The organism is Bacteroides togonis, assembly GCF_900130135.1.
In the GTDB taxonomy this organism is placed as follows: domain Bacteria; phylum Bacteroidota; class Bacteroidia; order Bacteroidales; family Bacteroidaceae; genus Bacteroides; species Bacteroides pullorum.
In genome coordinates this window covers 1,082,968-1,096,025 of the sequence record NZ_LT670820.1, presented here as the reverse complement: position 1 = coordinate 1,096,025, position 13,058 = coordinate 1,082,968, and the positions used below count along the sequence as shown (strand labels likewise).

Genomic DNA, 13,058 nt, shown 5'->3' with positions numbered 1-13,058 from the left:
AATATAACTGTATAAGTGGCGCGCACATTTTCGATTTTAGCTAACTGTAATCTGTAATTCGTAATAGCATTTTCTGCAATGGTAGTTTCATTATCGGGAAACTGTAATCTGTAATTCCGAATTGGGCGGGGGGAGAAGATGCAGGCAGGAGGCGGGACTCCGTATGGCAGGGGTGTATGAAAAGAAAAGATGCTTTTGGAGGCTTAAAAACGCTGTTGTAACAAGTTGATAATCAGTATATTTATAATATTTATGGATGTGCTTCGGAAAAGAGGCCCCGAAAACTTGATTTTTCGTTTGTCTCTCCGCCTATTTTTCCGTATTTTTGTACTGCCAAAAAAAGAAAACCCGTACAAAAAGACAATTATTGAAAGACAATGAAAAAAGAAAAAGACAAATCGGACAAAAAAGATACAGCGGCTTCGCCTTCCTTCTTCCGCAAGGTGGCGGCGACCTGGCACAACGAAACCTTGCGCTTCATCGTGGGGCTGATGCTCGTCATCTTCTCCGTCTACCTGCTGCTGGCGTTCTCGTCGTTCTTCTTTACGGGGGCGGCGGACCAGAGCATCCTCGACTCGGGTAACGGAAAGGACCTGATGGCCGTGGACAACGGCGTGAAGAACTATGCCGGATCGCGCGGCGCGCAGCTGTCCAGCTACCTGATCAACGACTGCTTCGGCATTTCGTCGTTCTTCATCCTGGTGTTTCTCGCCGCTGCAGGCCTGAAGCTGATGAAGGTGCGCCATATCCGTCTGTGGCGATGGTTCATCTGCTGCTCGCTGCTGCTGGTGTGGTTCTCGGTGTTCTTCGGCTTTGCTTTCGCCAGCTTGTATGAAGACTCGTTCATCTACCTGGGCGGTATGCATGGCTACAACGTCAGCCGCTGGCTGGCTTCGCAGGTGGGAGCGCCGGGCGTGTGGCTGTTGCTGCTGGTGACGGCCATCTGCTTCCTGATCTACTTCAGCGCACGGACGGTGGTGTGGCTGCGAGGTGTCTTTGCCCTGAACTTCCTGAAAAAGAAGAAAGACGGACAGGAGAAGGCGGAAGGCGAAGTGCCTGAAGAGTTTACGACCTCGTGGACGGCCGAAGGCAAGAAACGTCCGGCTCAGACGCCGGCGCCTGCCGTGGCCGAAGAGCCGAAGCCTGTCGTAGAAGAGAAGGCCGAAGAGGAACCCGAGCCTGAAGAAGAGCCTGAGGCAGAGCCTTCGCAGGAGATTTCGCTCGACCTGGGCGGCCCCTCGCGTCCGGCTGCGACCGGCAACCGTGGGGGCGAAGTGGAGATGACGGTAGAGGCTGCCGAGCCGGAACCTGCCGTACCGCTGGAGCCCGCAGAGGCTCCACATGCGGACGATCCTGAATTTCAGGTGGAGACGCACGAAGAAGAGGAGTATCAGGGCCCTGAGCTGGAGCCTTACAACCCCCGGCTCGACCTGGAGAACTACCACTTCCCCACGCTGGACCTGATGAAGCACTACGACAACGCCGAACCTACCATCGATATGGACGAGCAGAATGCCAACAAGGACAAGATTGTGAGCACACTGCGCAGCTTCGGCATCGAAATCAGCTCCATCAAGGCGACCGTAGGACCTACGGTGACGCTCTACGAGATTACTCCCGAACAGGGCGTGCGCATCTCGAAGATACGCGGACTGGAGGACGACATCGCTCTGAGCCTCTCGGCGCTGGGCATCCGTATCATAGCGCCCATACCGGGCAAGGGTACCATCGGTATCGAGGTGCCCAACTCGAACCCCAAAATCGTGTCGGGGCAGAGCATCATCGGCAGCAAGAAGTTCCAGGAATCGACCTACGAACTGCCTATCGCCTTGGGTAAGACCATCACGAACGAGGTGTTCATGGTGGACCTGGCCAAGATGCCCCACGTGCTCGTGGCTGGTGCTACCGGTCAGGGTAAGTCGGTCGGCCTGAATGCCATCATCACCTCCTTATTATATAAGAAGCACCCCGCCGAGCTGAAGTTTGTGCTCGTCGACCCCAAGAAGGTGGAATTCAGCATCTACTCCGTCATCGAGCACCACTTCCTGGCCAAGCTGCCCGACGAGGCCGAACCCATCATCACCGACGTTACCAAGGTGGTGCAGACGCTGAACTCCATCTGTGTGGAGATGGACACACGCTACGACCTGCTGAAGGCGGCCCACGTGCGCAACATCAAGGAGTACAACGAGAAGTTCATCAACCGCCGCCTGAATCCCGAGAAGGGACACAAGTACATGCCCTACATCGTGGTGGTGATCGACGAGTTCGGCGACCTCATCATGACCGCGGGCAAGGACGTGGAGCTGCCTATAGCGCGTATCGCCCAGCTGGCACGTGCGGTGGGTATCCACATGATTATCGCCACGCAACGACCCACGACGAACATCATCACGGGTACCATCAAGGCCAACTTCCCCGCGCGTATCGCCTTCCGCGTGTCGGCGATGGTCGACTCGCGCACCATCCTCGACCGGCCGGGTGCCAACCAGCTGATAGGCCGCGGCGACATGCTCTTCCTGCAGGGTGCCGACCCTGTGCGTGTACAGTGTGCCTTCATCGATACGCCCGAGGTGGCCGAAATTACGAAATTCATTGCCCGCCAGCAGGGCTATCCGACGGCCTTCTACCTGCCCGAATACGTGGACGAGAACGCCAGTGGCAGCGATCTGGGCGATGTAGATCTGGGACGCAAGGACCCGCTCTTCGACGACGCCGCACGCCTCATTGTGACACATCAGCAGGGCTCCACCTCGCTCATCCAGCGCAAGTTCTCCATCGGCTACAACCGTGCCGGCCGCCTGATGGACCAGCTGGAAAAGGCGGGCATTGTAGGGCCTGCGCAGGGCAGTAAGCCGCGCGACGTCTACTTCACGGACATCGTGTCGCTGGAGGATTTTTTGAGTAAAATGTAAATATTAATGGAGAATTGAAAGTTGAAAATTGAAAATGAAAGCCGCTTGACGGACAATTTCAATGAATTAAAATTTTTAATTTTCAATTCTCAATTCTCAATTTTCAATTTTCAATTCTCAATTCTCAATTCTCAATTTTCAATTTTCAATAAAAAAAATGCTGAACAAAATACTTTGCCTGCTTGTTGCTCTTTGCATGGGGCAGGCAGCCGCTGCACAAGGGAATAACGAGGCCCGCCAGTTGCTCGACCGCGTGGCCGACGCGTTCCGCCAGGCGGAAGGCGTGGAAATCGCTTTCGAGGTGCGCGCACCCGAAGGAACGTCCGAGGGACGCATCCGCCTCAAGGGCGAGAAGTTCCGCCTTGACACCGAAGGTATCACGACCTGGTTCGACGGGCGGACGCAATGGACCTACCTGGAGAACAGCGACGAAGTGAACGTCTCCGAACCCACGGCCGAAGAGCTGCAGAGCATCAACCCCTATGCCTGGCTGTCACTTTACAAGAACGGCTACACGCTGAAGATGGGCGAGCAGGCCGATCCGCGCCTCCACAAGGTGATGATGACTGCCAGCCGTCAGGGCAGCGAGCTGCAGTGCCTGATCCTCTACGTCGACAAGCAGACCTTGCGTCCGGCAAAGCTGAGCCTTGTCCGCAAGGGCGACCGCGAGGCAGTTGTCGTACTGGTGCGCTCCTATCAGACAGGGCAGAAATACGACGATGCGCTCTTCACCTTCGACAAGCGGGCCTATCCGACGGCGGAGGTGATCGATCTGAGATGAACGAAACTTGAATGAACTTAAAAATATAATTTAGTAAATACAGTATGGAAACAGAAAAAGTGAAATGCCTGATCATCGGTTCGGGTCCTGCCGGCTATACAGCCGCCATCTATGCAGGACGCGCCAACCTGGCTCCTGTGGTATATGCCGGCCTGCAACTGGGCGGACAGCTGACAACGACCACCGAAGTGGAGAATTTCCCCGGCTATCCTGCCGGCATCGGCGGTCCTGAGCTGATGGAAGACTTGCGCAAGCAGGCCGAACGCTTCGGAGCCGACATCCGCTATGGCGTGGCTACGGCGGCCGACCTCAGCGCGAAACCCTACAAGATAACGATCGACGACGAGAAGGTGATCGAAGCCGAAACCATCATCATCGCCACAGGTGCCACGGCCAAGTACCTGGGCCTGGAGGACGAGAAGAAATATGCCGGCATGGGTGTGAGTGCCTGTGCCACGTGCGACGGCTTCTTCTACCGCAAGAAGGTGGTGGCCGTTGTGGGCGGTGGCGACACGGCTTGCGAAGAGGCTTCCTACCTGGCCAGCCTTGCCAGCAAGGTGTACCTCATCGTGCGTAAGCCCTATCTGCGTGCGTCGAAGGTGATGCAGGAGCGTGTGATGAACAACGAGAAGATCGAGGTGCTGTTCGAGCATAATGCCGTGGGCCTCTTTGGCGAGAACGGCGTGGAAGGCGTGCATCTGGTGAAGCGCATGGGCGAGGCCGACGAAGAGCGCTACGACGTGGCCATCGACGGTTTCTTCCTGGCCATTGGACACAAGCCCAATTCGGACATCTTCAAGCCTTACCTGGATACCGACGAAGTGGGCTATATCCTGACCGAGCCGGGTACGCCGCGCACGAAGGTGCCGGGCGTGTTTGCCGCAGGCGACGTGGCCGACCCGCACTACCGTCAGGCCATCACGGCAGCAGCCAGCGGTTGTATGGCGGCTATCGAGGCGGAGCGCTACTTGCAACAATAAAAAAAGAATCGGTTAGTGGTTTCCTCCACTAACCGATTTTTTTTCTTTATCCAATCTTGCTGATTTTCTTCAGCTTTTCTTCGTCAATGATTTTGATTTTTCGTCCGTCGATGGTGATGAGCCGTTCGGTGGCAAACTGGGAGAGCGTTCGGATGGCGTTCGAAGTCGTCATGTTCGATAGGTTGGCCAGATCCTCGCGCGAGAGGTAAATACTCAGTGTAGAGCCGTCTTCCTCCAATCCGTAGCTTTCCTTGAGGAACAGGAGCGATTCGGCCAGACGGCCGCGGATATGCTTCTGAGTGAGGTTTACCGTACGTTCATCGGCGATACCCAGGTCTTTGGACAACTGTTTGATGAAGAACATGGCCAAGCCGTTGTTTTGCGTTACGAGGGTGGTGATGACATTCATGGGAATCTGGCAGATGACCGAAGGTTCGAATGCGGCAGCGGCCGTGATATAGTCTTCGCCGGAGAAATAGGCGCGGTAGCCGAAGTATTCGACGGGTTTGATCATGCGGATGATCTGGCTGCGGCCGCCCACACCGTCTTTATAAATTTTGACTTTCCCACTTAGCAGGCACATCAGGTGCGTGGGAGTCTCGCCTTCACAATGGATGACTTCATTTTTTTTGTAGTTTTGAAGTGTGAAATGATCAGTGAGAAATTCCCGTTGCTCTTCGTTCAGGGGAGACCACATGTCGGCGATAAGCTCCTGAACCTTTATTTCTGACAAATTTGTTTTTACCATGAGTGCTGCAAAACTGTGTTCTATAGCACAAATGTAGAAAGAATAATTTAAAAAACACACATTCGCCTCAAAAATGTGCATTTGGAGTGGAAAAGAGGCTTAAAATGAAAAAAAATAAGCGGTGAACGGAGATTGTATCCGTTCACCGCCAAGTGTTTGGTTCTTATTTCGTGAACAGCAGTTCGCGATACTTGGGCAACGGCCAGATTTCGTCGTCCACTTCCATTTCGAGGTGGTCGATGTGGTCGCGGATGCTTTCAAGGTAGGGACGTACCGTTTCCTCGTAGGCGAAGGCCTTGTCCTTGTAGTTGTCCATGTGGTTGGCTACCTTACGGGCTTCGGTCATCTGGCGTACCTGCATCTTGATGGCCGTCACGCGGCGGGAGATTTCGCGGATGAGCTCCTTGCGGTCGGCACTGAGCTCTTCGTACTCTTCGGGCGAGAAGGTCTCGCGCAAGCCGCGGAGGTTTTCCAGCAGGCGGTTCTGGTAGCTGACAGCCGTGGGTACGATGTGGTTGATAGCCAGGTCGCCGAGGACGCGGCTTTCGATCTGTACCTTCATGGTGAATTTTTCCAGCTCTACTTCCAGACGGCTGGCCAGCTCGGTCTCGTTGAAGATACGTTCGCCGATGAAAACGGAGCGTGCCTGGTCGTCGACGTAGTGCATCAGCGCTTCGGGTACGTGGCAGATGTTGGTCAGGCCGCGGCGGGCAGCTTCCTGTTTCCATTCTTCGGAGTAGCCGTCGCCTTCGAAGCGGATGGGCTCGGAAGCGATGATCATTTCCTTGAGGGTGCGGAAGATGGCTTCATCCTTGGTGGCGCCTTCTTCCATGGCTTTGTCGACCGAGGCCTTGAATTCGTTCAGCTGGTTGGCCATGGCGGCGTTGATGGCAATCATGGCAGCGGCGCAGTTGGCTGAGGAGCCTGCGGCGCGGAACTCGAAGCGGTTGCCGGTGAAGGCGAAGGGCGACGTGCGGTTGCGGTCGGTCGTATCGAGCAGGATTTCGGGGATACGTCCGATACCCAGCTTCAGGGTGGTCTTCTCGTCGGCAGTCATCTTGCTGCTGCTGGCCTGCTTGGCGATCTCGTCGAGAATGGACGAGAGCTGGCGGCCCAGGAAGATGGACAGGATGGCGGGTGGCGCTTCGTTGGCTCCCAAGCGGTAGCTGTTGCCGGCACTGGCAATGGAGGCACGCAGCAGGTTCTGGTTCTTGTAGACCATCATCAGTACGTTGACGAGGAACGTGAGGAAGAGCATGTTGCTCTTCGGATTGCTGCCGGGGCCAAAGAGGTTGATGCCTGTATCGGTGCAGAGCGACCAGTTATTGTGTTTGCCGCTGCCGTTGACGCCGCTATAGGGCTTTTCGTGGAGCAGGACGGCAAAGTTATGCTTGCGGGCAATGCGTTTCATCAGGTCCATGACCAGCTGGTTGTGGTCGTTGGCCAGGTTGACGTTCTCGAAGATAGGTGCCAGCTCGAACTGGTTGGGCGCCACTTCGTTGTGACGGGTCTTGACGGGGATGCCTAATTTGTGGCATTCGATCTCCAGCTCCTTCATGAAGGCTGTGACACGCGGCGGAATGGAGCCGAAATAGTGGTCTTCGAGCTGCTGGTCCTTGGCCGAGGAATGTCCCATCAGCGTACGGCCCGTCAGACAGAGGTCGGGGCGGGCATTGTAAAGGGCCAGGTCGACGAGGAAGTATTCCTGTTCCCAGCCGAGGTTGGCGTATACGCGGTTGATGTTCTTGTCGAACAGCTTGCAGACGTCGATTGCTGCCTTGTCCACGGCGTTCAGGGCTTTCAGCAGCGGGGTCTTGTAATCCAGGGCCTCGCCGGTATAGGCGATGAAGATGGTGGGGATACAAAGGGTGGTATCTACCACGAAGGCAGGTGAGGAAACGTCCCATGCCGTATAGCCGCGAGCTTCGAACGTGTTGCGGATACCGCCGTTGGGGAAGCTGGATGCGTCGGGTTCCTGTTGGATGAGCAGCTTGCCCGAGAAGCGTTCGATGACGTCGCCGTCTTCGCTGAACTCGATGAAACCGTCGTGCTTTTCGGCGGTACCGTCGGTCAGTGGCTGAAACCAGTGGGTGTAGTGGGTGACGCCCATTGACTTGGCCCAGCTCTTCATGCCGTTGGCGATGAGGTCGGCCATTTCGCGATTGATGGGGGTACCTTTTTCGATGGCGTCGGTTACGGCCTTGTAGGCTTCTTTGGGCAGGTATTCCTGCATTTTCTTGCGGTCGAATACGTGGCTGCCATAGTAGTCGGACAGCTTTCCAGAGGGGGGAGTTACTTCCAACGGCTTACGGTTGGCAAGTTCCTGCAGAGCGAAAAAACGCATTTTTGACATATCAGACTCTTCTTTTATTGATTTGCCTGCAAAAGTACATGTTTTTTTCTATATTTGCCCCCAAACATACGAAGATATTGCAAAGTTGGTACGCTGGTTGTGGATAGGATTGGGTATTTTACTGCTACTTTTTCCATTGGGAAAGGTACGGGCAGGTTATGCTCCATATCCCTATCAGGGCAAGCTGATCTCGGCGGACTCCATCATGGAAAAGGTCATTTTCTTTGCGCCGCTCTACGAACGCATCGTGGACAGCTACAATGCCGAGCTGTATATCAAAGGAAAGATCAACATCAAGAAGCAGAACAAGCTGCTCCGCTATATTCCGACTTTGTTCCGTATCCGGAAGGGCGTGAAGGAGTATATGATGGAGACTTACAACGAACTGAGCTTTACGGCCCCCGATATCTATGACCAGAAGGTGACGGCTACCATGGGAACGGCCAATGAGTTCTGGGACCTGAACGGGCAGCTGCCCCAATATTTCAGGCTCAATATCTATTCGCCGACCATCCTGACCGACAAGTTGCTTTCGCCTTTGGCGCCTAATGCAAAGAAATACTACAGGTATCGGATTGATACGATCCGTGGACGGGCACACGACCTGCAATATGTTATCCGTTTTATTCCCAAAAGTAAGAGTTTCCAGCTGATAGGCGGCTATATGGTGGTGAGCGACAATGTGTGGAGCATCCGCGAGATCCGCTTTTCGGGCCGTTCGGAAATTCTGGCTTTCAGCAATCATGTGCAGATGGGCGAAGTGGGCTGTGCGGATGAGTTCCTGCCGATTTATTCGGACTTTGAGGTGAGATTCAAGATGGCGGGAAACGTGATTGACGGCAGCTATATGGCGGTGCTTCAATATAAGAAGATAAAGCAGCGCGATCCGGCTACTAAATTGCGCCGGTCAGACAAGAGCCGGTATGATTTGTCGGCTTCCTATACATTGCGTTGCGATACGAATGCCTGTGTGCGCGACACGGCCCACTTCAAGAGTCTTCGTCCCTTCCCGCTGGATGGACATGAGGATTCGCTGTATCGGGCCTACTTCCTGTATCGGGATACAGTGGCGCGGAAAGAGCGGGAAAAGAAACAGAAGATCAATAAGAATCTGGAATTTTGGGGAACGGTTGGTGATGCGCTGGTGAGCCGTTACACGCTGGATCTGGCCAGTGTGGGCAGTGTGCGCTGTTCGCCGTTGCTCAATCCGCTGTTGTTGAGCTATAGCCATTCCAACGGCATTTCCTATCGGCAGGAGTTCCGATACAACCGGCTGTTTCCAGGCGACCGTCTGCTGCGCATTTCGCCCCGCATCGGTTATAACTTTACGCGAAACGAGTTCTACTGGTCGGTGAGGGGACAGTTGGACTACTGGCCGCGGAAGCGTGCTTCCCTCCATTTTGATGTGGGTAACGGTAACCGGATCTACAGCAGTGACGTGTTGGATGAACTGAAGGCTATGCCGGACAGCTTGTTCGATTTCAGTCAGATACACCTGGATTATTTCAAGGACTTGTATTGCCGCGTCACTCACAGTTGGGAAATCGTGAACGGGCTGACGCTGGATGTGGGTCTGTCCATTCACCGTCGTACGGAGGTGGAGCGCTCGAACTTCAAATTGTTGCTGCCTGATAGCGGTGACCTGATCGCATCGACCCGTGCAGGAGAGGAAGAAGAAGGACAGAAAGACCGTTCGGAAGTGTGGGATCTCAGTGTTCTCAGCAAGCTCCGTCATACGTATAGCAGTTTTGCTCCTCGTGTGACCCTCCGCTGGACACCGGGGCAGTATTACTACATGAACGGCGACCGAAAGGTGAACCTGTATTCACGCTATCCGACCCTGACAGTGGACTGGGAGCGAGGTATCAAGGGGGTTCTGCCTGGATCGGGTGCTTACGAACGTGTAGAAGTAGACCTTCAACATAATATCCCGTTGGGACTGATGCGCGACATTTATTATCGCATCGGCTGGGGTAAGTTCACCAATCAGGAAGAATTGTATTTTGTGGATTTTGCCAACTTCACCCGCTCCAATCTGCCTGTGGGATGGAACGATGAAATCGGCGGCGTCTTCCAGTTGCTCGACCGACGGTGGTACAACTCCTCGCGTGAGTATCTGCGAGCCCATCTGACTTATGAGGCTCCCTTCCTGCTGATGAAGCACCTGATGAAATATACCCAGTATGTGCTGAACGAACGTCTGTACCTGAACACCTTGCTGGTGCCCCACCTGATGCCTTACGTGGAGGTGGGTTATGGCATCGGTACGCATATTTTCGACTTCGGTGTCTTTGCCAGCTTTGCCAACTGGAAGTATCAGGAAATCGGCTGCAAATTTACGTTCGAGTTGTTTAATCGTTAAAAGGTTTCAGGTTAACATCTTTTATCCGAAACTCTTTGTAGTTGACAGCTTTATTCCATTCATTTGCAGATAAACTCTTTTAAAACAATTGTGCATGAAAAATTGGAGACTGGAAGCCGCTATCATGGCAGTGGGACTGCTGTTGCTCGGCTGGATGCTGAGGGGCGGTATCAATGATTTTAGAGACAGAGAGCGCGTAGTGACGGTGAAGGGACTGGCCGAAATGGAAGTACCGGCCGACAAGGTGATCTGGCCGTTGATGTACAAGGACATCGGCAATGATCCGGTTCTTCTCTATACGAACATGGAAAAGAAGAATGCGGCTATCGTCAGTTTCCTGAAGAACAACGGCATTTCGGACGAAGAGATCAGCATCGTCCCGCCGGAGATCATCGACATGCAGGCCGAACGCTATGTCAACCAGAACGTGACATACCGCTATAATGCGACTTCTGTCATCACCGTGACTTCGAAAAACGTGGAGAAGGTGCGCAAGCTGATGGCCGAACAGGCCGAACTGTTGAAGCAGGGCATCGCCATTGCCGGCGGCGACTATCGCTACAACGTGTCCTACGAGTTTACGGGGCTGAACGACATCAAGCCTCAGATGATCGAAGACGCTACGAAGAACGCCCGTGCCGCTGCCGAGAAGTTTGCCAAGGACTCGGACAGCAAGCTGGGAAAAATCAAGAGCGCTTCGCAGGGGCAGTTTACCATCGCCAACCGCGACGAGAATACACCTTATATAAAGAGCGTACGCGTGGTGACGACAGTGACCTATTATCTGAAAAACTAAAACACTGTTTTCCATAACGTAAAAGTGCCGTTTCGGACAGGTAAAGCATTGCTTTACGGTGCCGGAATGGCACTTTGTATGAAAAGACAGGGGGAAGAGGAGGCCAAGTGCCACTTTTTTTGGACCGAACGTTTTGTTGTTCAAGAAAATAGTCCTATCTTTGCGCCCGATTTATTGAGTCAACATAAAGTCTCACTTAATTAATTATTAAAAACAACTTATTTATTAATGGAAAAATTTGAAAAAGTAGCTCCGGTTGAAGACTTCAACTGGGATGCGTATGAGAATGGCGAAACACTCTCCACTGTTAGCCACGAAGACATGGAAAAGGCGTATGACAATACGCTGAACAAGGTAAACGACCGTGAGGTTGTAGACGGTACCGTAATCGCAATGAACAAGCGTGAAGTAGTTGTGAACATCGGTTACAAATCAGACGGTATCATTCCGATGAGTGAATTCCGTTACAATCCTGATCTGAAAGTAGGTGATACGGTAGAAGTATACATCGAAAATCAGGAAGACAAGAAAGGACAGCTGGTTCTGTCACACCGCAAAGCACGTGCTACACGTTCCTGGGACCGCGTAAACGCAGCTTTGGAAAACGAAGAAATTATCAAGGGTTACATCAAGTGCCGCACGAAGGGTGGTATGATCGTAGACGTATTCGGCATCGAAGCATTCTTGCCGGGTTCTCAGATCGACGTGAAGCCTATCCGCGACTACGATGTATTCGTTGGCAAGACGATGGAATTCAAGATCGTTAAGATCAACCAGGAATTCAAGAACGTCGTTGTTTCTCACAAGGCTCTCATCGAGGCTGAGTTGGAACAGCAGAAGAAGGAAATCATCAGCAAACTCGAGAAGGGACAAGTACTCGAGGGTGTTGTCAAGAATATCACATCTTACGGTGTATTCATCGACTTGGGTGGCGTAGACGGTCTGATCCACATCACCGACCTGTCTTGGGGCCGCGTAAGCGATCCGCACGAAGTTGTAGAACTCGATCAGAAGCTGAACGTAGTTATCCTCGACTTCGACGACGAAAAGAAACGTATCGCATTGGGTCTGAAGCAGCTGACTCCGCATCCTTGGGATGCACTGGATCCTAACCTGAAGGTTGGCGACCACGTGAAGGGTAAAGTTGTTGTGATGGCTGACTACGGTGCATTCATCGAAATCGCTCCGGGCGTAGAAGGTCTGATCCACGTATCTGAAATGTCTTGGAGCCAGCACCTGCGTTCTGCTCAGGACTTCATGAAGGTAGGCGACGAAGTAGAGGCTGTAGTGCTGACACTGGATCGCGAAGAGCGTAAGATGTCTCTGGGTATCAAGCAGCTGAAGGCTGATCCTTGGGAAACTATCGAAGAGAAGTATCCTGTAGGCAGCAAGCACGTTGCCAAGGTTCGCAACTTCACTAACTTCGGTGTATTCGTAGAAGTAGAAGAAGGTGTTGACGGTCTGATCCACATCTCTGACCTGTCTTGGACGAAGAAGGTTAAACATCCTTCTGAATTCACTCAGATCGGTGCAGACATCGATGTAGTGGTTCTGGAAATCGACAAGGAAAACCGTCGTCTGAGCCTCGGTCACAAGCAGCTCGAAGAGAATCCTTGGGATGTATTCGAAACTGTATTCACTGTAGGTTCTGTACACGAAGGTACTATCATCGAAATGCTGGATAAGGGCGCTGTAGTAGCTCTGCCTTACGGTGTAGAAGGTTTCGCAACTCCGAAGCACCTCGTTAAGGAAGACGGTTCTCAGGCTCAGCTCGACGAGAAACTGCCGTTCAAGGTGATCGAATTCAACAAGGACGCTAAGCGTATCATCCTGTCTCACAGCCGTATCTTCGAAGATGCTGCCAAGGCAGAAGAAAGAGCAGAAAAGAAGGCTGCCAAGAAGTCTAACAGCAAGAAGGAAGAAGCTCCGATGATTCAGAACCAGGCTGCTTCTACTACGCTGGGCGACATCGACGCACTGGCTGCTTTGAAAGAGCAACTGGAAGGTAAGAAGAAATAATCTTTTATATCAATCTATAGGAAAGAGAGGGATCCCGTCGGGGATACCCTCTCTTTTTTTGAAGTAAATCCTGACAGGTATCGTGATTTATGCCTAAATTTGCG

8 protein-coding genes are annotated in these 13,058 nt (G+C 52.9%); 6 read left to right on the top strand and 2 right to left on the bottom strand.

Translation table 11 applies throughout. The annotated features are described in order from the left end of the window. Positions 1–377: 377 nt before the first annotated feature. The 3 genes from BQ8005_RS04730 (at position 378) to trxB (ending at position 4,676) form a co-directional block, all read left to right on the top strand. Positions 378–2,915 (top strand): DNA translocase FtsK, encoded by a 2,538-nt coding sequence (locus BQ8005_RS04730; RefSeq protein ID WP_075317236.1) that lies wholly within the window; start codon positions 378–380, stop codon positions 2,913–2,915. Between the two features lie 157 nt (positions 2,916–3,072). Next, a complete protein-coding gene (locus tag BQ8005_RS04725) occupies positions 3,073–3,696 on the top strand; it encodes an outer membrane lipoprotein periplasmic chaperone LolA1 (RefSeq protein ID WP_075317235.1) in 624 nt (207 codons plus the stop codon). 44 nt (positions 3,697–3,740) lie between these two features. Then, complete coding sequence (trxB, locus tag BQ8005_RS04720; RefSeq protein WP_021847397.1) at positions 3,741–4,676, top strand: thioredoxin-disulfide reductase; 936 nt, start codon at positions 3,741–3,743, stop codon at positions 4,674–4,676. 46 nt (positions 4,677–4,722) lie between these two features. Here trxB and BQ8005_RS04715 read toward each other — a convergent pair whose 3' ends face one another. Both BQ8005_RS04715 and BQ8005_RS04710 read right to left on the bottom strand, forming a co-directional pair. Then, positions 4,723–5,424 (bottom strand): Crp/Fnr family transcriptional regulator, encoded by a 702-nt coding sequence (locus BQ8005_RS04715; RefSeq protein WP_075317234.1) that lies wholly within the window; start codon positions 5,422–5,424, stop codon positions 4,723–4,725. Positions 5,425–5,587: 163 nt separating this feature from the next. After that, a complete protein-coding gene (locus tag BQ8005_RS04710) occupies positions 5,588–7,777 on the bottom strand; it encodes a glutamine synthetase III family protein (RefSeq protein ID WP_075317233.1) in 2,190 nt (729 codons plus the stop codon). 205 nt (positions 7,778–7,982) lie between these two features. On the opposite strand from BQ8005_RS04710, the gene BQ8005_RS04705 reads away from it, so the two are divergent. From BQ8005_RS04705 to rpsA, 3 genes are all read left to right on the top strand, one after another. After that, positions 7,983–10,139, top strand: a complete 2,157-nt coding sequence (locus tag BQ8005_RS04705; protein WP_394334115.1) for a DUF5686 family protein — start codon at positions 7,983–7,985, stop codon at positions 10,137–10,139. 94 nt (positions 10,140–10,233) lie between these two features. After that, positions 10,234–10,935 (top strand): SIMPL domain-containing protein, encoded by a 702-nt coding sequence (locus BQ8005_RS04700; protein ID WP_021847401.1) that lies wholly within the window; start codon positions 10,234–10,236, stop codon positions 10,933–10,935. 228 nt (positions 10,936–11,163) lie between these two features. Further along, the gene (gene rpsA, locus BQ8005_RS04695) at positions 11,164–12,954 is read left to right on the top strand and encodes a 30S ribosomal protein S1 (protein WP_021847402.1); all 1,791 of its coding nucleotides are present in this window, start codon (positions 11,164–11,166) and stop codon (positions 12,952–12,954) included. Positions 12,955–13,058 lie beyond the last annotated feature (104 nt).